Below are 22,350 nucleotides of genomic sequence, written 5' to 3' on the forward strand. Positions count from 1 at the left end.
ATCACTTCATTTTTCGGATCCGGGCCTTGGCCTCCTCCACGATGCCGTCGTCGGCATGCGAATAACCGTCGGCGACGCTCTGCCATGTGGCGCGGGCCTGAAAGTTATCGCCCTTGCGGACATAGACGTCGCCCAGCAGAATGTAGGCCTTGGCCAACCAATAAGCCTGCGGCTCCCGCTCGGAAAAGGCGAAAACAGCCTTCTCTGCGCGATCCATATCCCCTTCGGCGAAGATATCCTCGATCAAATAATAAGCGGCGGCCGACCCCTCGCGGGTGCGCACCTCCGAAGCGAGCTTCTTGTAGTGCTTGGCCGCTTCGTCGCGCTTGTCGCAGGCGCGCAGCTGCTCGGCCCAGGCGAAACGCGCCTCCCGCAACGCCTCGACGCCGGCATCGGGATGGGCGCAGACGTCGGCGGCCATCTTTTCGATCTGCTGCGCATCGCCGGCGGCGATCGTGGCCCGGACGTAACCGGTCATGGCTTTCTGCCGGTCGGCGGCAGTCGGCGCCACGTCGTAGAGCTGGCGATAGGCCGTGGCTGCCCGATCGTAGAGTTTATCGGCATAGGTCATCTCGGACAACTTCTCCAACACGGTAACGGAATACTGGTTGACCCCCAACTTGGCCAAATCGGAAAGGGTCTCGATGGCATTGCGCCGCTGCCCGAGCCGCAAATAACAATCGCTCAGATAATAAAGCGCCTCGACCCGATAACCGCCCTTGGGATAACTCTTGACATAGCTCCGCAACGATTTGGCCGCCACCTCATGGCGGTTGGACAGATAGAGTTTCTGCGCCGCGGCGAACGAAAGCGAATCGCGCGACAAGGCCGTAAGGTCGCTCTCCATACCGACCCGGGCGGCATGCTCGAAATAACCGTCGACATCGCCCTCGGAGACATAGATCTCGCGGATGCCCTGCATCGCTTCGCGCGCCTCGAACGACTGGGGCGAAGCCGCGACGACCAAATCGTAATAATGCAACGACTTCTTCCGGTCGCCCAAGTTAAGATAGACCAGTCCCAGGTCGGAAAGCGCCTGTACCCGCTGGGGCGAAGAAGGGTAATCGGCCAGGAAACGTTCGAGCTGCCGGGCGCCCTCGGCATAACGCTCCTGCTCGACGTAAGAACGGCCCAACTCGTAGGAAGCGGCATCGGCATAGTCGCCGGCCCCCGAAGCGACGATGCGCTGCAAGGCCTGCTGCTTCTGCTCGGTACGCCCCAGCAGACCGAGCGCTATGGCCCGCTTGTAGGCAGCATAATGTTTCTCGGGGGTGTTCGCAGCCATCGCCTGGGCATACTCCTCGACGGCGGCCTCGAACTGACGGCCAGCATAGTAGACGTCGCCCATGCGGTTGTGGGCATCGGCCCGATAACGATCCTGGCCGCTGTAAACGGCGAGGAACTTCCTGAACGCCTCGCCGGCCTGCTCCAAACTGCCCTTGGCGAACGAACAATAACCCAGGTTATACCAAGCGAAAGCATACTCGCGTTCGGTGCGCGGCGCCCGGGCGATGTAAGCGTTGTATTTGGCGGCGGCCACGGCATGATCGCCCTGTGCGAAAGCGATCTCGCCCTGCCAGAAAGCGCTGAGCGCCGTATACTTGGGACTCACGTTGACAGCGGCCGATTCCTCCAGATTGCGCCGGGCGGCCTTCATGTCGCCGGCGGCGTAGGCCTCCAGACCGCGGAAATAAGCGATCTTCTGCAAGGCGGCCCGCACGTCGGCATTCATGGACGACGACGACTTGATGGCCCGATAAGCGGCATCGTAATCGTGGGAATTATAATAAGCAGCCACCAGCAAAGCCCGGGCCTCGTCAGCCCGCGGCGACGAAGGATAACGCTCGACGTAGCGGCTCAACAGATTGATGGCCCCGTTGAAAGCACCCCCGCCCAACTCGTACTGCAACTTGGCGTAGTTGAACAATGCGTCCTCGGCGACCTCGGCATTGAACCGCTCGTCGGCAGCCATGGCGAAAGAGAGCATGGCAGCCTGCTTGTCGCCGGCCCGCAAGTAACAATCGGCCAGATGATAAGAAGCGTTCTGCGTCATGGCATCCTCGGCTCCGCACACGCGGCGCAAGCGGTCGGCCGCTTCGGCATAACGGGCCGTACGGTAGAGCGAAAAACCGCTCAGATAATCGGTTTCGCGGTCGTAGTGCCCGCCGGCATCCTCGAAAGCCTGCAAATGATCGAGCACGGCGCCGAAATCCTCCAGCCGAAACCAGGCCTCGGCGATCACGCGCTCCAATTCGGCACGCCGCCGCGGCACGGCGCGGCGGGCCAATTCGTCGCCGGTGTCGACCACATATTGGTAGTTGCCCTGATGATACTCGATCTGGAGCAAATAATAAGGCACCAGCTCGGCATAAGCCTCGCTATGGCCCAAAGCGAAGAAACCTTGCTTGGCCCGCTCGTAATCGCCCTGCAAATAATCGATGTAAGATTTGTAATACAAGGCATGATCGGCATACTTGCTTCGGCTGTCGATGCGGCTGAAATAACGGTAAGCCTGGGCGAAGTCCTTGTCGAAAAATTCGACATAACCCATGCGGATATTATACTGCTCGCGCCGCGAAGCGCTCAACGTCCGATAATCGACGGCAGCAAAAGATTCGCGCGCACGCTTCAGATCGCCGTTGGCACAATAATACGACCCCAATGCGAAAAACGCATCGTTGTTGTACACCGAACCGGGATGACGGATGATGAAGCGCCGCAAAGCCCCTTCGGCATCGTCGCTGCCCAGCTCGACGGCACAGGCCGCCAACAAGAATTCGACCTCCTCGGCAGCGGCCTTGTCGACCGGAGCGAGCGCCTGCTGCGCAGCCAGAAGCTCGTGCCGCGCATCGCTCCAATGCCCGCGGTCGAACAACTCGCGCCCCCGATCGATATGCTGGCGCGGGTCGTCGGACGCAGCCCATGCACCCAAACACCCGCAAAACAAGAAAAACCACAGAAAAACGAACCTCCGCATAGGTGAAAAATTTCAAAAGAGACCTGGCAAAGATAAACATTTTACCAGCACGCCCCGCAATCCGAGGAACGGAATTTGCCGGTTGCAGAAGAAACAACACAAAAAAAACACGAATCATGATCGAAAAAGTAACGGTAGAACTGACCGGCCAAGCCGGATTCCGAGCCACGGAAGGCTATGGATGCGACGCCATGAATCCGAAGGAACTGCTGCTCTACGCAGCGGCGCAATGCGCCGGACAAACGGCGATGATGGTAATGGAGAAGATGCACGTGAAACCCAAACGGCTGGAAATTACCTACTCGGGCGAACTGAACACCGACCGGCTGCAAGCCGAAAGCATGTTCCGCTCGTTCCGTGTGATCTACAACGTGGAATGCGGCGCCGGCGATCAACAAGAAAAAGCGGGCCGCGCACTATCGCTGACGCACGAAAAATACTGCGGCCTGACACAAATGCTGCGCAAGATAGCGCCCGTGAGCCACGAAATCGCAGTGGTAAACACCGAACCGGAACCTATGACCGCAGAATGAAAAGATCGCTCCGGGATTTTTCCCGGAGCGATCTTTTTGAGGTAAACGCTGTCGCCGCAGGTACTCACTCCGCCGCCGTGATGCGGCGATAGTCGGAAAGCGCGACAGCATAGTTGTAGCGGGCGTCGATGTCGTTGGTATACAACTGTATCCAACTCAACTGCGCCTGCAACACATCGAGAATCGTTACCAACCCCTCGCCATAAGAATAGGTGCTGAGGGCGAGGTTCTCGCCGGCGATCCGCAAACTGCGCTCCGAAGCATCGACCTGGGCGCGGCTCTGGACGATGGCCGTCCAACCGTTCATCTCCTCGCGTACGATGTCGTCGTGCACCTGCGCGGCGTTCGACTCGCTTTCGGCCTGCAACGCTTGGGCTGCTCCCACGGCCCGCCGCCGTTCGCCCCAATGGAAAAGCGGCACCGAAACCTTGACGAAAGCCGAGCCGTCGAGCACCGTTTCGCCCGTACGGTTGGGCGAATAAGGCTGCCACGATCCGCCCACCCCGACGCTGACCTGGGGATTGAAAGGCGCACGCACTGCCCGGATCGCGACGGCGGCCTGCTCGGCACGCAACTGCGCGACGGCATAGTCGGGCCGGCGGGCCAAGGCAGCATCGGCCGTCATGCGTCGGGGCATAGGCAGCGAATCGCGCACATCGTCGGCCAGGCTTACCGCGGCCGCGGCTTCGGCTCCGCGCAGGATATTGAAATTGTGCAACGCCACCTCGGCGCGCTGCTGTGCCGAAACCAGCCCGTAACGGGCTTCGCTCAACCGGGCATCGATCATCAACACGTCGCCCTTGGCGATATAGCCCTCGTCGAAACGCCGGTCGACCACCTCCTTGAGCGATGCGATCAACGCCACGTACTGTTGCATGGCCTCGGCATAAAGGTTCATGGCGGAGAGATTCCAATAAGCATAATCGGCTGCATAACACACCTCCAACCGCGAGAACTCCTCGTCGCAAAGGGCGATGTCGTATCCCAGTCCGGCGCTTTCGACCGCCGCACGCACGGAACCGCCGCCGTAGACGAGCTGGACGAGTTGCGGCAAGACACTGAAAGTCCAGTGCTTCACACCATCATAATGGCGCACCGTAGCGGTAAAGCTCCCGTCCATCGAAAGGCGCGGAAGGTAGCCGGTGCGCGCCTGCCCCACCCGCTCGGAAGCCGCAATCCGACGGGACTCGGCAGCCTTGAGCTGCCAACTATAATCCAAGACGGCAAGCCGATAATCATCGAGCTGCACCTGTGCTGCGAGCGACCGGACGAAAAAGAGGAAAAAGAGGAGGAAAAAAGGTTTCATGGTCGACGGATATGGTAAAAAACGGCATAAAACACAGGCAACACACAGATCGTAAGCAACGTAGCGACGAACAACCCGCCCATGATCGTAGCGGCCATCGCTCCGAACATGGAATCGAACAACAGAGGCAGCATGCCCAGAATGGTAGTGCCCGAAGCCATCGTCACAGGGACGATACGGCTGCGCGTAGCCGAAATGAGGGCATCGTAGGACGCGAGACCGGCTCGCTTCAACTGTCCGATCTGCTCGACGAGCACCACGGCGTTCTTGATGTTCATGCCCACCAACCCGAGCAGGCCGAGCAACGAAAAGAAGTTGAAGACCTTGCCCGTGACGGCCAACCCGAGCACCACCCCGATGAAAATCAACGGAATCATGGACAAGATGATGATCGGCTCGCGATAATTGCGGAACAACAACAACAGCACGATGAGAATCAAAACCAAAGTCAGCGGCATGTATGCAGCCAGCGCCCGGTTGGACTCCTGCTGGCTCTCCTGCTCGCCGAAAATCTTCATGGCATATCCCTCGGGCAAGACGATGCTGCGCCTGACCGAATCGCTCAAGGCGGCGAACAACCGCATGGTGTTGACCCCGCGTGCGGGATCGCACTGCGCTTTCATCACGCGCTGGCGGTTGTAACGCTTGACCGTGCCGCGGCGGAAATCGAACCGGAAATCCTCGACCGCCTGTCCGAGCGAGAAGACGCGGCCGGCGGGATTGAAAATAGGCAGAGCCTGCAAGTTGGTCAGGTTGTAGGCCCCGATGTTCTCGTCCTTGAGCAGGATGGGCATGAACTGGTCGCCCTCGCGGTACTCGCCCAGGACGTAACCCTGCGTGGCGATGGTAATGCCCTGGGCCATCTGGCTGCGGGTAACACCGATACGCTGCCCTTTCATCTGCGAATAGATCGGCAGCCAAGCCGGCTCGCGGTTGCCCCAGCTGTTGCGGATGTTGGTCGCACCGGGCGTGTGCCACATAATCTGCTCGACGGCCGAAGTCAAACGGCACAACGTATCGATGTCGTCGCCAATGAACCCGAACTCGATGGCGGCATCGGGCACAGGCGAGAGCTTGAAAAGCGACGAACGCAGCCACACGTCAGGGAACTCGGCCGTGACGAAAGCATCGAACCGCTCCTCGACGGCAGACGTCTGCCGCTTGTCGTACAACTCGATCAAGATATTGCCGAAATTGGAACGCAAGGAAACATTGCTGCTGGCCAGATAATAACGCGGAGGAGTGGCGCCCAACGTGACGGAAACGCATTTGACCTCGGGCTGCTCCTGCAACCATGCTTCCATACGCCGCAAATTGCGCTCCGTCTCGCGGATGTCGAACCCCTCGGGCAACAAGACGTCGGCCCGGAAGTAAGGCTTATCGAGCGACGGGAAGAAATTCTGCGGCATGCGTCCCATGACTGCAAGCGAGCCGACGAAAAGCGCCACGACGCCGAGCACGACGCCCCACCGCCACTTCAGAAGCCAGCTCAGAAACCGGTCGAACGCATGGTAGAACCCCGTATCGTAAGGATCGCCCGGCTTCGGCTTAACCCGCAGCATGAAGTCGGCGAACAACGGCGTCTGCGTGAGGGCGAGCACCCAACTGAGCAGCAACGACAAGGCCAGCACGACGAACAGCGGCTTGACGATCTCGGCGACGGACGAAGGGGCGAGGTACAAGGGCAGAAACGAAAAGATGGCGATGAGCGTAGCCCCGAGCAGGCTCCACACCGGGCCGTTGGCCCCGTCGATCACGGCGCGCCGCCGCTCCGCGCCCCGCAGCATGGCCTGCTGGGCGTTGTCCGTCACGACGATGGCATTGTCGACCAACATGCCCATGGCGATGATGAATCCGGCCAGCGACGTGCGGTTGAGTCCCTCGCCCAAAAACTGCATGAACAACAAGGTGCCCCCGATCGAAAACAACAGCGAACTGCCGATCAACACCCCGGCCCGAAATCCCATGACGAGCATGATGATGGCTATGACAATGGCGACAGACTCGGCCAGATTCAACACGAACGTAGCATTGGCTTCGCGAGCGATCCGGTTTTCGGGGTAAAGCACCGTAAGCTCCATGCCCACGGGCATGCGGCCGACCTGGGCATCGAGCACCCGGGCGATCCGGTCGCCCGTCTTGACCACGTCGGCCTGCGCCTCGGTGGAGATGCCGATCCCCACGGCACGCCGCCCGTCGATGCGCATGAGCGTCTGCGGCGGCTCGGCATATCCCCGCTCCACGCGCGCAAGGTCGCCCAAACGGTACTGCTTGCCCGACGCGGACATGAGCAGCTGGTCGGCGATGTCATCCAAACTTTTATAAGCCCCCTCTTCGAGGATGCGGATTTCGAGCGCCCCGGCCTGCTTCTCGCCGCTGTTGACCACGGCGTTCTGCTGGCGGACGGTCGAGAGGATCGTTTCGGGCCGGATCGAAAAATTGGCCAAAGCCGAAAGACTGACATAGACGTTCACGACGGGAGTCTGCTCGCCGAAAAGCGTCACTTTCTGCACCCCGTCGACCGTTACCAACGCCGTTTTCAACCGCTGCGCCCACTCACGCAATTCCGCCCACGAAAACCCGCGGTCGACCGACAACCCGTAATAAATGCCGTAGACGTCGCCGAAATCATCGGCAACGGTAATCGCTGAAGCACCGGCCGGCAAACGCGGCTGGACGTTGAGCGTCTTACGGCGCAGCTCATCCCACAACTGGGGGATGTCGCGGGCCGAAGTAGCAGGATCCAGCTCGACGAGGATTTTCGAACGTCCGTAAGAAGATTCGGAAGTAATCTTATACACGCTGCGCATGGACTGCACCTCGCGCTCGATCGGCTCGGTAATCAAAGCCTCGACCTCCTGCGGCGAAGCGCCGGGATAGGAACAAAGGAGCGAAGCGCTTTTGATGACGAAAACCGAATCCTCCTTTTTACCCAAGGTGGCAAAGCCTGCGACACCGCCGACCAGAAGAATCAAGAGGAAAAACCAGATGACTTTGGCGTTGCGCAACGAATATTCGGGAAGCGTCATGGCCGTGTCATATTAAGATCCGCACCCGATCGCCCGGATGCAAACGATAGACCCCGGCCGTGACGACCCGCTCGCCGGGTTCGACACCGCTGTCGATGACCACCCGGTCGCTGCCGAACAACTCGCCGAGCGTCACGGCGCGGCGCTCGACCCGATCGTCGGGGCCGACGATCCAAACATAGGTGCCGCCGTCGGTCGGCGCATAGATGGCCGACAGGGGCAACGCCACGGCACCCGGCACGGGATCGGGCGAAAACATGGTAACGGTGCACGACATGCCGGGCGAGATGTCGTAACGCGCCGTATCGACTCCGAGGAGGGTCAACGAAACGGGAAAGCCCGAAGCGTCGGACGACGTGCGGGCGTAATCCTTGAGCTTTGCAGCAAAACGCAGGCCGCGGAAATTGTCGAATTCAACCTCGAAACGCGACGCGGTATCGGCCAACGAAGCCAACCCGCGCTCGGGCATGGTAAACTTGACGGTAGTCGTGCGCGGATCGACCAAACGCAAGATGGCTTGCCCGGCCTGCACCCGCTCGAAATTGTCGACATACGTAGCCTCGATTACCCCGGAGAAAGGGGCTGTGATCTTCGTATCTTTCAACAGATCGAGGGCATTCTCATACGCCGACCGGGCCTGCGCGAAACGGGTCTGCGCGGCTTCGGCTTCCTGGCGCGAGACCGCCTGATGGGCCAATAAACGCTGCATGCGCTGCTGCTGCGAACGCGCCTCCTCGAACGCTGAACGCGTGGCGGAGACCTGCAACTCGACATCGCGGGGATCCAACTCGGCCAGCAAGGCTCCCCGCACGACCCGCTCGCCCTGGGCGACGGGAACGTCGAGCACCTGTCCTGCGAGCTTGAAAGCCAGGTTCACGGCATCGTCGGGCGTAGCCATACCGGCGAAGTCCTTGCGGATGGAGGCGGCATCGGCCGCCACGGCGACCTTCACAGGACGGATCGCATCGGCAGAAACCGACGACCGACGGCCGCAGCCGGCAAAGGCCAACAACGACATCGAAAAAGCAAGAACACGCATACGAAAAAAGTTGACTTCGCATTCGGAAGTCAACTTTCATACCACATGCCGGCCGTGCGCCCCTACGGACGAATATCCCGACAATTCATTTTAGCCGAGATCGTTCCGTCATCGAGCACCACCAGCCCATTGCGTGCGCGGAGCATGGTTTTCATGGTCGACGCGTCGATATTGTAACACTTGACCCGCTGCTGGCCGAACATGCGCCACTGCTCGCCATAGAGCGGATCGGGCGTGAGACACACCACGAGCGCCCCCTGCGCGACAGCGTGCGCCGCCAACTGCTCCATGCGCCGTGCGCAGCGCCGTGAGAGCCGATCGAACTGCGTGACGCACAACATATAGACTCGTCCGGGAGTAGCCAGCACCCGCTCCGTGGCATCGCCCTCGACATCGCGCAACGAAAACTCGCTGATGAGAGGTCGCATCACGGACGCCTCCTCCGAAACACGGGTATCGACCCATTCCCACTTGTCGGTATCCTGCCAGGCGGTATCGTCCAACGAGAACTCGCGCAGCCGCCCGGTCTCGCGGTTGCGGTAGACGAGCACCGTTTCCACCTCGCCCTGTCCGCTTTCGGGAGCCTGCATCGCCTCACGGATATTGACTCCGACCTTATAAGGCAAAAAATCGATCAACGGCAAATGCCGGTAACAATAATACCCCAAATACATCGACATGACGAAGAACGTACAGGTCAACATGATCTCCAAGGCGTTGAACGCGAAAACCTTGTCAGGCCGGTAACGCCACCAGACGACGACCGCCATAGGCAACAACGCAAGATTCTTGAAGAACGTCTGCCACGGCGTGAGTTTCAAAGCCTCGCCGAAGCAACCGCAATCCTCGACAGGAATCAACGTAGCGCTCAAAAACGTAAGCACAGTAAAAAACGACATCGACAACAAGGCGAAGATCGAGATCAACCGGATGCGCACCTTGCACAGCAACATGCACCCCATCATCAACTCGGCACCGCACAACCAGATCGAAAAGGCCATGCTGGCACCCTGCAAGTAGTCCAATCCGTAGATCGAGAGGTACTCATTGACCTTCAAAGCCGTACCCCACGGATCGATTACTTTGGTAAAACCCGAGAGCACGAACGTGGCGGCCAACGCCAGCCGGCAGAGGTTGGCGACGAACTTAAATATCCGACTGGAACGCATGGGCATCAAGCAAAGGTTTCAACGAATCATGTATCTTGGCGAAAATTCCATCGGGCGTCTCCATATTCCCTTGCGCATCGCAGCAGTCGACCACGCGCAACGCCGGATCGGCGGCCGCAGCATCGAGGTAGACCTCGCGGACGGCCTGCTGGAGTGCGAGCGACGACTCGTGGATGTCCTCGGCGCCATGCAGATAGGCGCGGTCGTCGCCCTCGCGCACAGCGGAGAGCTTGCGCTCGGTAAACGAAAACGGCACGTCGAGAAAGAGCGAGAGATCGGGCCGCGGAAGGTCGTTGTGCCCGAACTCCAGGTCGAGAATCCACCGGGCCAACTGCCGGCGCGGCTCGCCCTGGGGCAACTTGGCACACTGGAACCCGACGTTGGAGTAGACATAACGATCGAGGATCACGGCCTTGCCCTGCCCGAGCCATTCCCGGATCCGGGGCGCGGCCTCGGCCCGGTCACCGGCGAAAAGGAGTGCGACCAAGTAAGGATCGACCTGATCGACCCCGCCGAACTCGCCCCTCAAAAAACGGGCGATCAACTCGCCGTAGACGGGTGCGTCGAAACGCGGGAAGTGGACATAGGCGCTCTCGACGCCCTGCCGGGCGAACAACTCGCGCAGCAAGGCGATCTGCGTCGACTTGCCGGCACCGTCCAAACCTTCGAGTACAATAAACATCCGGTTGCTTCTTTAATTTGGGTTCTATCGCAACATCCGCACTGCACGCTGTACGCCCTCGGCCAAAGCGTCGGCCTCGGCGAGCGTATTGTACATGGCGAACGAAGCACGGCACATGCCCGTAGTGCCGAAATGGGTCATTACCGGCTCAGCGCAATGCTGTCCGGTACGCACGGCGATGCCGAGTTTGTCGAGGATCATCCCCAGGTCGTAAGGGTGCACCCCCTCGACGTTGAACGAGAGGATGGCGCACTTGTCCGGAGTCCGGCCATAGATGCGCAATCCCTCGACCTCGCGCAAACGCGCCTCGGCATGGCGCAGCAGGGCGCTTTCGTGGGCCTCGATCTCGGCGGGATCGAAACGCTGCATGAAACCGACCGCCTCGCCCAATCCGATGGCACCCACGAAGTTGGCGGTTCCGGCCTCGAACCGGAACGGCACGGGCGCGAAAGTGGTGCGTTCGAAAGTCACGCGATCGACCATATCGCCGCCGCCCATGAACGGAGGCATGGCATCGAGCAAGGCTCGCTTGCCATACAAGACGCCGATGCCGGTGGGGCCGTAGAGTTTGTGGCCCGAGAAGGCATAGAAATCGCAATCCAAAGCCTGCACATCGATGCCGCCATGCACGGCGCCCTGACAACCGTCGACTACAACGACGGCGCCGACAGCATGGGCGGCCGCAACGACGGGCCTCAGATCGGGCCGTGTGCCGAGCGTATTGGAAGCCTGCGTGACGGCGACGACACGCGTACGCCCGTCGACAAGCTCCCCGAGCAACTCGGTGCGCAAGCGTCCGGTCTCGTCGAACGGCAAAACGCGGATGTCGGCCCCCTTGCGCTGGGCCAGCAACTGCCACGGCACGATGTTGGAGTGGTGCTCCAACTCGCTGACGACGATATTATCGCCCGCGCTGACGAACTTGTCGCCCCAGGCATAGGCCACCGTATTGAGCGATGCCGTGGCGCCCGACGTGAAAACGATCTCCTCCTTGGCGGCGGCACCGATCCATGCGGCGATCCGCGCCCGGGCCGCCTCGTACAACTCGGTGGCCTCCTCCGAAAGAAAATGCACGCCCCGGTGAATGTTGGCATTCTGCTCGCGGTGCAGCCGGTCGACGGCCTCGATGACCTGCAACGGCTTCTGCGCCGTAGCGCCGCTGTCCAGATAGACCAGCGGCTTGCCGTAGACCTTGCACCCCAAAATGGGGAACTCCTCGCGTATCTTATCGACTTCGAACATCCTACATCATCTCCATTTTACGGGCGACGACCTCCATGAGCGCCTCGCCCAACTCTTCGACGCCGCAGCGCCGCACCACGTCGCCGGCAAAACCCTCGATCTGCAACCGCCGGGCCTGCGCCAAACTCAAACCGCGCTGCCGCATGTAGAGGATCGCCTCGGAGTCCATCTGTCCGACCGTGGCGCCGTGGGAACACTTCACGTCGTCGGCGTAAATCTCCAACTGCGGCTCGGCGACGATGCGCGCCGCCTCGCTCAACAAGATATTGCGGCTCTGCTGCCGGGCATCGGTGCGCTGGGCGTCGGGGGCGACGTAAACCAAGCCGTGGAACTCGCCGACGGCGCTGCCGCCCGCGATGCCCTTGACCAACGAATCGCTGCTGCAATCGGCCGCGCGGTGCTCGGTGCGCAGCTCCATGACGCAATGCTCGCTATCCGCGGCGAGAAAAAGTCCGCCCATCCTGCTGACGGCATGCGCCCCGTTCAAACCGATCTTATAGATCGCATTGGCACTTGTGGCCTGCACGGCTGTCATGCAACAAACGCTATCGGCCGCCTGCTCGACAACGACTTCGGCGAACGCCTCGGCCAAGAAAAGATGGGTAAGCTCCAACCGGGAGCCGCCCTCCAACAAGAAAGAAAGCGACGAGGCCAACGGCTTTTCGTGCACGACGACAAACCGGGCCGCCACCCCAGCGGCAACCTCGATGCACAACTTGCGGGGATCGACGGCAACGAAAGGCTGCGCGGCACCGGCATCGGCTCCGATGCGGAACTGCTCGCCCGCGACGGTCGCGAACCGGCGAATCGTATCGGTAATGGCGGCCATTATTCCTTATAATCGTTTATCAACCAATCGTACCCTTCCTTTTCGAGCTTGAGCGCTAAAGTCTTGTCGCCCGAATGGATGATCCGCCCCTTGTAGAGGACGTGCACCACATCGGGAACGATGTAATCCAACAAACGCTGGTAATGGGTAATGACGACAGTAGCATTCTGGGGAGTATGGAGCTTCGTCACGCCCGTAGCGACGATGCGCAGGGCATCGATATCCAGACCCGAATCGGTTTCGTCGAGGATGGCGAGCTGGGGATCGAGCATGGCCATCTGGAAAATCTCGTTCTTCTTCTTCTCGCCGCCCGAGAACCCCTCGTTGACGGCGCGCGACGTGAGCTTGGCATCCAACTCGACAACTGCGCTTTTCTCTCGCATGAGCTTGAGGAACTCCGCAGCCGACAAAGGCTCCTGGCCGCGGAACTTGCGCTGCTCGTTGACAGCCAACTTCATGAAATTGGCCATCGTGACACCGGGAATCTCGACGGGATACTGAAACCCGAGGAACAATCCTGCACGGGCACGATCCTCGATGGACATAGCCAGCAAATCCTGCCCCAAGAAAGTAGCGGAACCTTCCGTGACGGTAAACTTTTCATTACCGGCCAACACCGACGCCAAAGTAGACTTACCCGAACCATTAGGCCCCATGATGGCATGCACCTCGCCGGCCTTGACCTCGAAGTCGATGCCCCGCAAAATCTCCTTGTCGTCGACCGACGCATGTAAATTCTTAACGCTCAACATATCTTTTTTGCCAATTTCTTACATTTCATTATCTCCCGCGGCGTCAGCCCGCCCTGCTTGCGGCAACCGCCCTTGGCCAGGGTGCCGACCACCTTGTAGCCGCTCCACTTGAGAATCTCGCGCACGGCCCGGAACACACCGCCGGTCTGGCCGAACCAAACGTTGAACGGCCACACCGTATTGCAAGCAGAGACCACGACGGCCCGTTTGCCCCGGTGCAACGGCACGGGTATTCCGTTCTCCCGCTCGCCCATCATCACATAGACCACCCGGTCGAACAACACTTTCAATTCGCCCGTCATATTACCCCAATAACAAGGCGATCCGACGACGAGCGCGTCGGCATCGCGCAACAATTCGGCAACACGGTGCGCATCGTCTTCCGGGAGCACGCAGCGTCCGAGCGTGCGGCAGCGCATGCACCCCGTGCAAGGCTTTACCTGCAAGTCGTGGACGAAGAACTCCTCGGCCCGGCACTGCTCCGGCAGATGGGCCGCAACATGCCCCAGCATCTGCGACACCACGCCCCCGCGGCGCGGGCTTCCGTTCAACACGACGATTTTCATCTCCGAGTCCCGCATCATCCTACCGACCCCTCCAGACTGAGAGCCAACAATTTTTGCGCCTCGACGGCGAACTCCATAGGCAACTTGGCCAACACCTCGCGGGCATAGCCGTTGACGATCAATCCGACGGCATCCTCGGTCGAAAGACCGCGCTGGTTGCAATAGAAGAGCTGGTCGTCGGAAATCTTGGATGTCGTGGCCTCATGCTCCACGACGGCCGAACGGTTGCGGCAATCGATGACGGGGAACGTATGCGCACCGCACCGATCGCCGATCAACAACGAATCGCACTGCGAATAGTTGCGGGCGCCCTCGGCGCCCTTGCCCACACGGACCAAACCACGATAGGAATTCTGGCTGCGACCGGCCGAAATGCCCTTGGAAACGATGCGGCTGCGCGTATTGCGCCCGATATGAATCATCTTGGTGCCGGTATCGGCCTGCTGGAAGTTGTTGGTCATGGCCACGGAGTAAAACTCGCCGACAGAATGATCGCCTGCGAGAATGCAACTGGGATATTTCCACGTGATGGCCGAACCGGTTTCGACCTGCGTCCACGAAAGGCGCGCATTTTCACGGCAAATGCCACGCTTGGTAACGAAATTATAGATACCGCCCCGCCCCTCGCGGTCGCCGGGATACCAATTCTGCACGGTGGAATACTTGACCTCGGCGTTTTTCTCGACGATGATCTCGACAACGGCGGCATGCAACTGGTTTTCGTCGCGCTGCGGAGCTGTGCACCCCTCCAGATAACTGACATAAGCCCCCTCGTCGGCGACGATGAGCGTACGCTCGAACTGGCCTGTGCCGGCGGCGTTGATACGGAAATAAGTGGACAACTCCATGGGACACCGCACCCCCTTGGGGATGTAACAGAACGACCCGTCGGAGAAGACGGCGGCGTTCAATGCGGCGTAGAAATTATCGGTATACGGCACGACGCTGCCGAGATATTTCCTGACCAATTCGGGATAATCGCGCAACGCTTCGGACATGGAACAAAAAATAATACCCATCCCGGCCAGCGTCTCCTTGAAAGTCGTCTTGACCGAAACGGAATCCATGACGGCATCGACGGCGACGCCGGCCAAGGCCATCTGCTCCTCCAGCGGGATGCCGAGTTTGTCGAACGTGCGCTTCAACTCGGGATCGACCTCCTCCATCGACTCCAACTGCTTCTTGGGCTTGGGCGCCGCATAGTAGATGATGTCCTGAAAATCGATCTCGGGAATCGACAGATGCGCCCACGTCGGCGGATCGAGCGTCAACCAATGCCGGAAAGCAGCGACACGGCGCTCGGTCATCCACGCCGGCTCGCCCTTCTTGGCGGAAATCAGACGCACGACCTCCTCGTCCAACCCTTTCCGGATCAGTTCGGTATCGATATCGGACGTAAAACCGTACTTATACTCCTGTTCGCCGATATGCTCCAGCAACTCTTTTTCATTCTCAGCCATAGCTATGGAATATCGTGCAAAGATACGAAGTGCCGAGCGCAATGCCAAATAAATTTAACATTGCCGCGGCCGAGTATCTTCGAAGAGGTCAAAGATACGAATAAGCGAGGGCAAAAGCAAGCTCGCTTGCATTTTGCCGAACGTGAGTATCTTGGGCGCAGCCCAAGATGTAAAAATATTCGGCAAAAAAAGCCACCTTGCGTCCCGGCAAATCCCGTTCCACAAAACGACCGAAGACAAGACAACACCCCAGATACCGCCAAAACCGCAGCATCGATCATAGGCCGTCCGGCCAGAGCATTAGGCAAGCGCCGTTCCCGAAAATAAAAAACAGGAGGTGCGCAAAAATTCGCGCACCTCCTCGATATGAAAGGAAATCTCAAAGAATTACTGGAGCCAACGCGGGTCGCCGGCACCTGCGGCAATCACATCGGCATTGGTCGGCTTGTAGTTCTCAAGGAACTTATAACCCGTAATTTGAGGATCGGCAACCGTAAAGCCTTCGAGCGTCGACGTCGTATCGTAGATGAAGTTATTCGTCGAGGTCAAGGCAGCCTTGATACCGATATTCTTCGTCCAGGCACCCGTAGCCGACGTATCGATCGTGACAATGTTCTTCGAAACGGTTATCTGGCCCTGAGGTGCTTCGAAGAGGTCTTTACCCTTGATAATACTCAAATTGTAGAACGTATTGTTCTCAATCTTGCCAACGAAACCCTCGCCGTTACCGTTCGGGAAGCGAACGATCTGGCTGAACTTGGTATTGCCGTAAAGGCTACCCATGGCATCGATCGTGTTGCCCGTAATGGTCCAATCCTTACCAATAGGCTTGCCGTTGGCACCGATAAGACCTCCATCCGAACCGCCGACACAGATGATATTGTTCTTGACAACCAAGTTGTCTACGCCGAAATTCGAACGGTTCATACGGATGAATGCGCTCTTGAAACCGCCCCAAACCACGCAGTTCTCTACTTCGAGAATGTCGACATGCGCTTTCTGAGTGCTCTGGAAGTCGATGAAATACTGACCCTGATATTCCGTATTATTCAACGTACCGTCATCGTTGAGCTTGAAGTTGGTAAACTCGATGTTCGCAATGCGGATCTTCCCGCATGCAGCCTGCGGATCGATAGCGAAATTGCTGAAATTCACTTTCGGACGATCCGCTGCGTTCTCGCCCTGAATCGTCACACTCTGCGAAATGGTAAACCGAGCCGTCGTGTTGTAAGAGCCAGCCTGCAAGGTAATAACAGCGCCGTCCTTCACACGGCCCATCAAATCGCTGATATCCTCGCCGTCCTTGATCGTCAACGCAGACACCAAGTCGACCGTGTTGACATCCAGCCATTCAGACCACGACGAATCGCCGTAAACCTGTCCATCGGGATCAGCGATCGACTTCATGCGGAACTTGTAAGCCGTCTTGATGGTCAACGGAATGGTCTTCCCATCGGCATCCTTACCGAAGTCTTTTACCGTAAGGGTCGTAGCGATAGCCTCACCGGGGTTGGCCGCACGAATCTGTCCAGTAACATAAGCAGCCTCGTTACCGTCTTTCACATCATCCGGAGTAGCGATCTGATAGTCATAACCGAAAGCTTCGGCAACAGCCGGCCACGAGAAAATCAACTTCAACTGCTGAGCCTCGTCGAGTTTGAATTTGGGCAGGCCCAGAGGACGGGGATCGAATTCGAGCGTGCGGAAGACATACTGATCGGTAAACTCGGAATCGACCTGTTCGGTCTGATCGGCGGCAGCAACAGCCTTGACACGGAAAGCATAGTAGGATTTCTTCTCCAGACCGAGGAACGAAATCGAATTGTTGGCCGTGGAGGTAGCATAAACCGTAGCGCCGGGTGTGAAGTTGGCGCCGACGTCAGACATCAGACCGTCCAAAACCGTTTCGGTCGAACCGGTCGGCGTGAGCGTAATGAGTTCATACTGATAAGTTTTGGCACCCTCGACCTCGTCCCAGACGAACTGGGCGGCCTGGGCCATCTTGACCTTGAGCTGGAGATTCTGCGGAGTGGTCAGTCTGGCCGTAGTCGTAGCCTTGACGGCACCCGACCAGTCCGAAGCGTTGGTGCCTGCCTCGCCGGGAATCTCGGCAACCTGCACCGAGAAGAAATACTTCACACCGGTGGTCAAACCGTTGAACGTATAAGAAGTCCCCGTGGTCTCGAACGTACGATCGTCCTCGCCGATAGCGGTCAGCAAGACGTTGTACTTCTGAGCACCCTCGACCGACTCCCACGTGAAAGTCAGCGATTCAGCGGTCGTCGCCCCCATGTTGCAACGCACCTCGGCAGGCACGGCGAAAGTCGGACGCGTAGGATCGGCCTCCTCGGTCTTAGCCGAAACATAAGCCGAATAAGCCGAGTTGCGGCCCTCGTCGTACTTATAGGTAGCGCAGACGCGGAAGAAATACTCCGTACCGGAATTCAGATTCTCGAACGTGACGGTCGTGTTCTCCGAAATCTGCTCGCGAACGATATCGCCGGTCTCCGAATAACGGATCTGGGCCTGGTAACCGGTAGCATCCCCGACAGCCTCCCATGAGAAGGTAAGCGAAGTCTTGGTAATGTCGGTCTCGGCGCTCACGGCATTGACCGTAGGCACTTCGAGGCGCGACTTGATACCGGAATTATCGATCTCGTCGTCGTCCGAACAAGCAGTGAACGACACGACGGAACCGAGCGTCAAAGCGACCGCAGCGACACTCGCTGCAAAGCGCGAAATGAACTGGAATTTTTTCATGACTGTATTTTTAATTTTCATTTTTCATTCATTCGGCTCTTGGGGGCGGGAGAGAGCGACTCCCCCGCCCTTCGAGCAACAAGTTTCGGATGTTATTTGAGCCAACGCGGGTCGCCGACGCCGAGCTTGCGGACTTCGTCGTTGGTCACGGTAAAGTCGTAGCCGGAAACGCTCTTGAAACCGGGATCCATCTGGGCGTATTTGTTACCCCACGACGCAAGCGTCTCGGTCGGGATGGAACCGCCGTCGCTGCCTGCGCCCCACGGAGTTACGACCACGTTGTTCTCGATATTCGCCGTCACGGTAAAACTGTCGAAGTTGGAGACGTTGCGCGGAGCGTCCGAATCCTCGTTGAAAAAGATATTGTTGGCGATCGTTATGCTGCCGCCCGTATTCGCACCTGCACCGAGACCGGCGAGGTGGAAGAACAGACGTCCCGTCGAGTTATTGAACAGAATCGTGTTGTTCGAGAACTTCACGACCGTATTGTCATCGGCCATGTAGCTCAAGAAGCGGACACCGGCTTTCTGGAAGTCGAGACCCGTTGCCGTATTGTTCGTGAACGTAACCTCGCGAGCAACGATCTTCGATATCTGCAAGTAACTGTTCTGACCGTACATGCGAAGCAAGCGGTTGTTGTTGACGTAAACCTCCTCGACCGAAGTATCCTGGCGGTTGAAACGCATGAACGAACTGCCGAAATCGTGGATATAGCAATCCTCGACCTCTATACGCTTGATGTTGGCCTTTTGACCCGTATGGTCGATAAAGCAGCTGGTCGTATTATTCAGGTTGGCGCACTCGAACTCGATGCCCTCGAAACGAAGCGTACCGTCGACATATACCGTATTGGCTACCGTGAACTGGTTGACGATGACCTTCGGCTGCTGACGCGTAGCGGACATGAGCGTCAGGGCACGGGTAATGGTAATGCTGCCCTTGTTGGGCACGACATACTCGCCGGGCTGGAGTGCAATAATAGCTGCGGAACCGTTGATGGCGGCGAGCAACTCATCGATGGTCTCGACGAAGACGACACCCTCGGGCTTGACCATCATCGACGTAAACGATGCGGTATTGGTCAACTCGGGTTCGGCACCGGCTTCGGACTCGTAAGCCATGACCACAACATAAGTCGTATTGGGCTTGAACATCGAAGCATCGGCTACCAATTCGCCGGCAATGCGCTGCCCCTCGGTAAGGTCGAAGACCACCTTGTCCTCGGCATCGGCCACATTGGTGCAGATCAACTGCGCGAGCTTGGCATCGATACGCCACAAGAACGTCACATTGTCGAACGTTACCTTAGCCGGATCGATATCGTAGAGCACGGGGATGATGAACTCGACCGTATTGTAGGTCTCGCGCTCATTGCCTGCAACAACCGTATAGGTGCCGGACAAGAAACCGTCCATCGTGAAACCGCCGTCGGCATCGTCGACATTGATCGTCCGAACACCGCCGTCAGGCGCCGTGATCTTGACGAACGACACATCATAACCGGGCATCCACGTGAACTTCACGAGAGCCTCGACCGGATCGAGCACCTCGCACGAGAGCACCTCGGTCATGGCGGGAATGCGCACCGACTGGAAATCGGTAAAATAGGAATTGCGCGCAGCATCGGCATCGACGGCCTTGATGCGGAAGTAATAAGTCTGGTCGAACTTCAATCCGTTGACCACCCACTCGGTGCCGGTAACTTGCTCATTGCTGGCAACGAGCGAATAATCGGGTTCTGTGTCGCTCGCCGAGTCCCCGACCGAGGAATCCTCGCGCTCGATGCGCTCGTAGAGTTCGACCCAATAACCGATGGCGCCCTTCATGCCCGACCACGAAGCGGTCAGCGAAGTGCCGCGCGGCGTAAGCGTCACGCTTACCGGACGGAACAGACGCGAAGCCCCGCTGGGTTCGGTCTCGTCGTCGGTACACGACACGGACAACAAGGCGAAGAACGCCGTCATCAGCATCGCTATATTTTTCACGTATTTCATATCTGTTTACAGTTTTAGGTTCGATGAACTAATTGGGGAAACCGTAGTCCTGCTTGAGCAATCCGTTGTAATCGCGGATCATGTTCGAAGGAATGGGATAGAACGGACAATAAAGCGCACCGTAATCCTCGCGGAAGAGTCCCGAAGCAATATCGCTGATGAAGCACTGGTACTTCTTCTTGCTGACCGCATCGGTAACGACGGCACGCGGATCGCCCTTGTCGTCCCAGAACCAGAGACCGCCGGTGGCCGACTGGAAATACTCGGCGCCGGGCAACTTCGTACGCTCGTAATCGTAGTTGACGTCGAGCATCATCTCGTTGTTGTCGTCGTACTTGTAGTACACGTTCTTCGGGACGACGCGCTCGACCGTCTCGCCGTTGACGCGGCGGGTCTTGAACTCGAACTGATAGGGAGTGACGCCATCGGTCAAGCCCACCAAAGCCAAGCAATTGTTCTTCATGGTCTGAATGGCGGTGTGCAACTCGCCCCAACGCACCAAGTCCCATTTGCGGGAACCCTCGCCGAGGAACTCCCAGCGACGCTCGTCCTTGATAGCCTTCAAGAAATCCTTTCCACCGATGTAAGCGGCGAAATCGGCCTCGGTCATGGTGGGGATGGCGCGATGACGCACGGCATAGAGCGCATTGCGGGCCTCGGACGTCACAGCACCGTTGTACATATAGGAAGCCTCGGCGAACATCAGCAAGATGTCGGAGTAACGCATCATGGGATAATTGACGCCCGTACCGGTCTTGGTGTTGGCGGCATAGGAAGCCGATGCGAAATCGGAAGGCATCCACATGGTGTTCCACTTACCGATGCGGAACTCCGAAGGGTTGCTGATCATGTACTCGGAGATACCGGTCTTCGACGTAACACCGTTGGTATACTCGCCCGTATCGGAAATGTCGCGGAACTCGGTAGCATAGACCGAAACCGGCAGACGCGTGTCCTCGGGATGGTAAGAGTAGAACATGTCGATGGTGGTCAGAATCTGGCCCTGCGTAGCGTAACCGTAAGCCGTGGTGGTCGTGCGCAGACGCGGCCCGATGGTATAACCGAACTCGGAAGAACGCGACAGGATGAAACCGACCTCGTAGAGTACCTCGTTGGCCACGTACTGACGCTGGCAGACCGTACGCCAGAGGTTCTCGAAACCGGAGTACTGGGCCGTGCCCTCGGTCAAGAAATAACCGCCCTCGTCGATGACGATCTTGGTCTGCTCCATGGCGATCTTATGCCAATCCTTGGCATCGTCGCGGGGAGCCTCCCATTCGCCGGCAGTGGAGAAGTTCCAACCGGCACGCATCAAGGCCAGCTGAGCGCAGAGACCGCGGGCATAACCCTGCGAGATGCGCTCGGGCGTATCCTGGCGCCAAGGCAGCTCGCCAGCGTACTGCAACAACTGCTCGATGAGCCGCTCCATGATGACGAAACGATCGGTCTTGGGCAGATAGACATTGGAAAGGTCGGTCTTGGTAGCCTCGACCTTGAAAGGCACGTCGCCCAACAAACGGATCAGGTCGCGATAACACTGGGCACGCAAAGCGATCGCCTCGCCGTGCATGGCCACGACATCGGAATGGCCCGAAGCATAGAGCGACGAACCCTCGATGCCTTCGATGAGGACGTTGGCACGCTCGATAGCCTCGTAGAGCGCAGCGGCGGTCTTGGAAACCATGGACGACGAACCATCGGTGGCAGGCATGTAATTGGTGGTGCCGCGACCGTCGTCGGAAGCGGGAGCGCCGGCCGTGAAAGAACGGATTTCGGAGTCGCTCTGGCAATTGAGAATGATACCCAGATACTGCGAGTAAGTAGCATCCTCGGTAAACTTGGAGTAGACGCCCATCAACACCTTATAAGTCATGTCGACATCCTCGTACGTCACGTCGGGCGTGAAGACCGAAGGCGAACTCTGCTCCAGAAACGATGAGCACGAACCGAGACCGAAGAGCGACACGGCGGACATCATCGCGCATATATAAACCTTTTTCATTTTCATACGA

At 58.5% G+C, this 22,350-nt stretch carries 15 protein-coding genes; 1 reads left to right on the forward strand and 14 read right to left on the reverse strand.

Annotation, left to right across the window (positions count from 1 at the left end):
- Position 1: 1 nt before the first annotated feature.
- Positions 2-2,977, reverse strand: a complete 2,976-nt coding sequence (locus QZ298_RS07295) for a tetratricopeptide repeat protein (protein WP_296007424.1) — start codon at positions 2,975-2,977, stop codon at positions 2-4.
- A 116-nt stretch (positions 2,978-3,093) separates the two neighbouring features.
- Between QZ298_RS07295 and QZ298_RS07300 the strand changes: the two genes are divergently transcribed.
- The gene (locus QZ298_RS07300) at positions 3,094-3,510 is read left to right on the forward strand and encodes an OsmC family protein (protein WP_296007426.1); all 417 of its coding nucleotides are present in this window, start codon (positions 3,094-3,096) and stop codon (positions 3,508-3,510) included.
- A 64-nt stretch (positions 3,511-3,574) separates the two neighbouring features.
- On the opposite strand, the gene QZ298_RS07305 is transcribed toward QZ298_RS07300, so the two are convergent.
- The 13 genes from QZ298_RS07305 to QZ298_RS07365 form a co-directional block, all read right to left on the reverse strand.
- The gene (locus tag QZ298_RS07305; protein ID WP_296007427.1) at positions 3,575-4,816 is read right to left on the reverse strand and encodes a TolC family protein; all 1,242 of its coding nucleotides are present in this window, start codon (positions 4,814-4,816) and stop codon (positions 3,575-3,577) included.
- Positions 4,813-7,845 (reverse strand): efflux RND transporter permease subunit, encoded by a 3,033-nt coding sequence (locus tag QZ298_RS07310; protein ID WP_296007428.1) that lies wholly within the window; start codon positions 7,843-7,845, stop codon positions 4,813-4,815. Before QZ298_RS07310 ends, QZ298_RS07305 begins: the two co-directional genes overlap by 4 nt.
- A gap of 7 nt (positions 7,846-7,852) precedes the next feature.
- Positions 7,853-8,884 (reverse strand): efflux RND transporter periplasmic adaptor subunit, encoded by a 1,032-nt coding sequence (locus QZ298_RS07315; RefSeq protein ID WP_363323885.1) that lies wholly within the window; start codon positions 8,882-8,884, stop codon positions 7,853-7,855.
- A gap of 62 nt (positions 8,885-8,946) precedes the next feature.
- Positions 8,947-10,053, reverse strand: a complete 1,107-nt coding sequence (locus tag QZ298_RS07320) for a BT_3928 family protein (protein ID WP_296007430.1) — start codon at positions 10,051-10,053, stop codon at positions 8,947-8,949.
- Positions 10,031-10,735 (reverse strand): thymidylate kinase, encoded by a 705-nt coding sequence (locus QZ298_RS07325; RefSeq protein WP_296007433.1) that lies wholly within the window; start codon positions 10,733-10,735, stop codon positions 10,031-10,033. The genes QZ298_RS07320 and QZ298_RS07325 overlap by 23 nt, the downstream gene beginning before the upstream one ends.
- Before the next feature lie 24 nt (positions 10,736-10,759).
- Positions 10,760-11,977: a SufS family cysteine desulfurase gene (locus tag QZ298_RS07330; protein ID WP_296007435.1), complete on the reverse strand. Its 1,218-nt coding sequence runs from the start codon at positions 11,975-11,977 to the stop codon at positions 10,760-10,762.
- Between the two features lies 1 nt (position 11,978).
- A complete protein-coding gene (locus tag QZ298_RS07335; protein WP_296007436.1) occupies positions 11,979-12,806 on the reverse strand; it encodes a SufD family Fe-S cluster assembly protein in 828 nt (275 codons plus the stop codon).
- Positions 12,806-13,558: a Fe-S cluster assembly ATPase SufC gene (gene sufC, locus QZ298_RS07340; RefSeq protein ID WP_296007437.1), complete on the reverse strand. Its 753-nt coding sequence runs from the start codon at positions 13,556-13,558 to the stop codon at positions 12,806-12,808. Before sufC ends, QZ298_RS07335 begins: the two co-directional genes overlap by 1 nt.
- On the reverse strand, positions 13,552-14,124 hold the full coding sequence (locus tag QZ298_RS07345; protein WP_296007439.1) for a flavodoxin family protein: 573 nt from the start codon (positions 14,122-14,124) through the stop codon (positions 13,552-13,554). Before QZ298_RS07345 ends, sufC begins: the two co-directional genes overlap by 7 nt.
- A 14-nt stretch (positions 14,125-14,138) precedes the next feature.
- A complete protein-coding gene (gene sufB, locus QZ298_RS07350) occupies positions 14,139-15,584 on the reverse strand; it encodes a Fe-S cluster assembly protein SufB (protein WP_296007441.1) in 1,446 nt (481 codons plus the stop codon).
- 387 nt (positions 15,585-15,971) lie between these two features.
- Positions 15,972-18,344, reverse strand: coding sequence for a fibronectin type III domain-containing protein (locus tag QZ298_RS07355; protein ID WP_296007444.1), 2,373 nt, complete (start codon positions 18,342-18,344; stop codon positions 15,972-15,974).
- 92 nt (positions 18,345-18,436) lie between these two features.
- Positions 18,437-20,338 carry a DUF5123 domain-containing protein gene (locus QZ298_RS07360; RefSeq protein ID WP_296007446.1) on the reverse strand — a complete coding sequence of 634 codons (1,902 nt, stop codon included), beginning with the start codon at positions 20,336-20,338 and terminating at the stop codon, positions 18,437-18,439.
- Between the two features lie 28 nt (positions 20,339-20,366).
- Positions 20,367-22,346, reverse strand: a complete 1,980-nt coding sequence (locus tag QZ298_RS07365; protein WP_296007448.1) for a RagB/SusD family nutrient uptake outer membrane protein — start codon at positions 22,344-22,346, stop codon at positions 20,367-20,369.
- Between the last annotated feature and the right edge of the window lie 4 nt (positions 22,347-22,350).

This window comes from uncultured Alistipes sp. (assembly GCF_910580175.1).
Lineage (GTDB): Bacteria > Bacteroidota > Bacteroidia > Bacteroidales > Rikenellaceae > Alistipes.

Excerpts from the sequence above, each read along its gene's own strand:
- QZ298_RS07295 (WP_296007424.1), bottom strand. The coding sequence starts at position 2,977 with ATGCGGAGGTTCGTTTTTCTGTGGTTTTTCTTGTTTTGCGGGTGTTTG.
- QZ298_RS07300 (WP_296007426.1), top strand. The coding sequence starts at position 3,094 with ATGATCGAAAAAGTAACGGTAGAACTGACCGGCCAAGCCGGATTCCGA.
- QZ298_RS07305 (WP_296007427.1), bottom strand. The coding sequence starts at position 4,816 with ATGAAACCTTTTTTCCTCCTCTTTTTCCTCTTTTTCGTCCGGTCGCTC.
- QZ298_RS07310 (WP_296007428.1), bottom strand. The coding sequence starts at position 7,845 with ATGACGCTTCCCGAATATTCGTTGCGCAACGCCAAAGTCATCTGGTTT.
- QZ298_RS07315 (WP_363323885.1), bottom strand. The coding sequence starts at position 8,884 with ATGCGTGTTCTTGCTTTTTCGATGTCGTTGTTGGCCTTTGCCGGCTGC.
- QZ298_RS07320 (WP_296007430.1), bottom strand. The coding sequence starts at position 10,053 with ATGCGTTCCAGTCGGATATTTAAGTTCGTCGCCAACCTCTGCCGGCTG.
- QZ298_RS07325 (WP_296007433.1), bottom strand. The coding sequence starts at position 10,735 with ATGTTTATTGTACTCGAAGGTTTGGACGGTGCCGGCAAGTCGACGCAG.
- QZ298_RS07330 (WP_296007435.1), bottom strand. The coding sequence starts at position 11,977 with ATGTTCGAAGTCGATAAGATACGCGAGGAGTTCCCCATTTTGGGGTGC.
- QZ298_RS07335 (WP_296007436.1), bottom strand. The coding sequence starts at position 12,806 with ATGGCCGCCATTACCGATACGATTCGCCGGTTCGCGACCGTCGCGGGC.
- sufC (WP_296007437.1), bottom strand. The coding sequence starts at position 13,558 with ATGTTGAGCGTTAAGAATTTACATGCGTCGGTCGACGACAAGGAGATT.
- QZ298_RS07345 (WP_296007439.1), bottom strand. The coding sequence starts at position 14,124 with ATGAAAATCGTCGTGTTGAACGGAAGCCCGCGCCGCGGGGGCGTGGTG.
- sufB (WP_296007441.1), bottom strand. The coding sequence starts at position 15,584 with ATGGCTGAGAATGAAAAAGAGTTGCTGGAGCATATCGGCGAACAGGAG.
- QZ298_RS07355 (WP_296007444.1), bottom strand. The coding sequence starts at position 18,344 with ATGAAAAAATTCCAGTTCATTTCGCGCTTTGCAGCGAGTGTCGCTGCG.
- QZ298_RS07360 (WP_296007446.1), bottom strand. The coding sequence starts at position 20,338 with ATGAAATACGTGAAAAATATAGCGATGCTGATGACGGCGTTCTTCGCC.
- QZ298_RS07365 (WP_296007448.1), bottom strand. The coding sequence starts at position 22,346 with ATGAAAATGAAAAAGGTTTATATATGCGCGATGATGTCCGCCGTGTCG.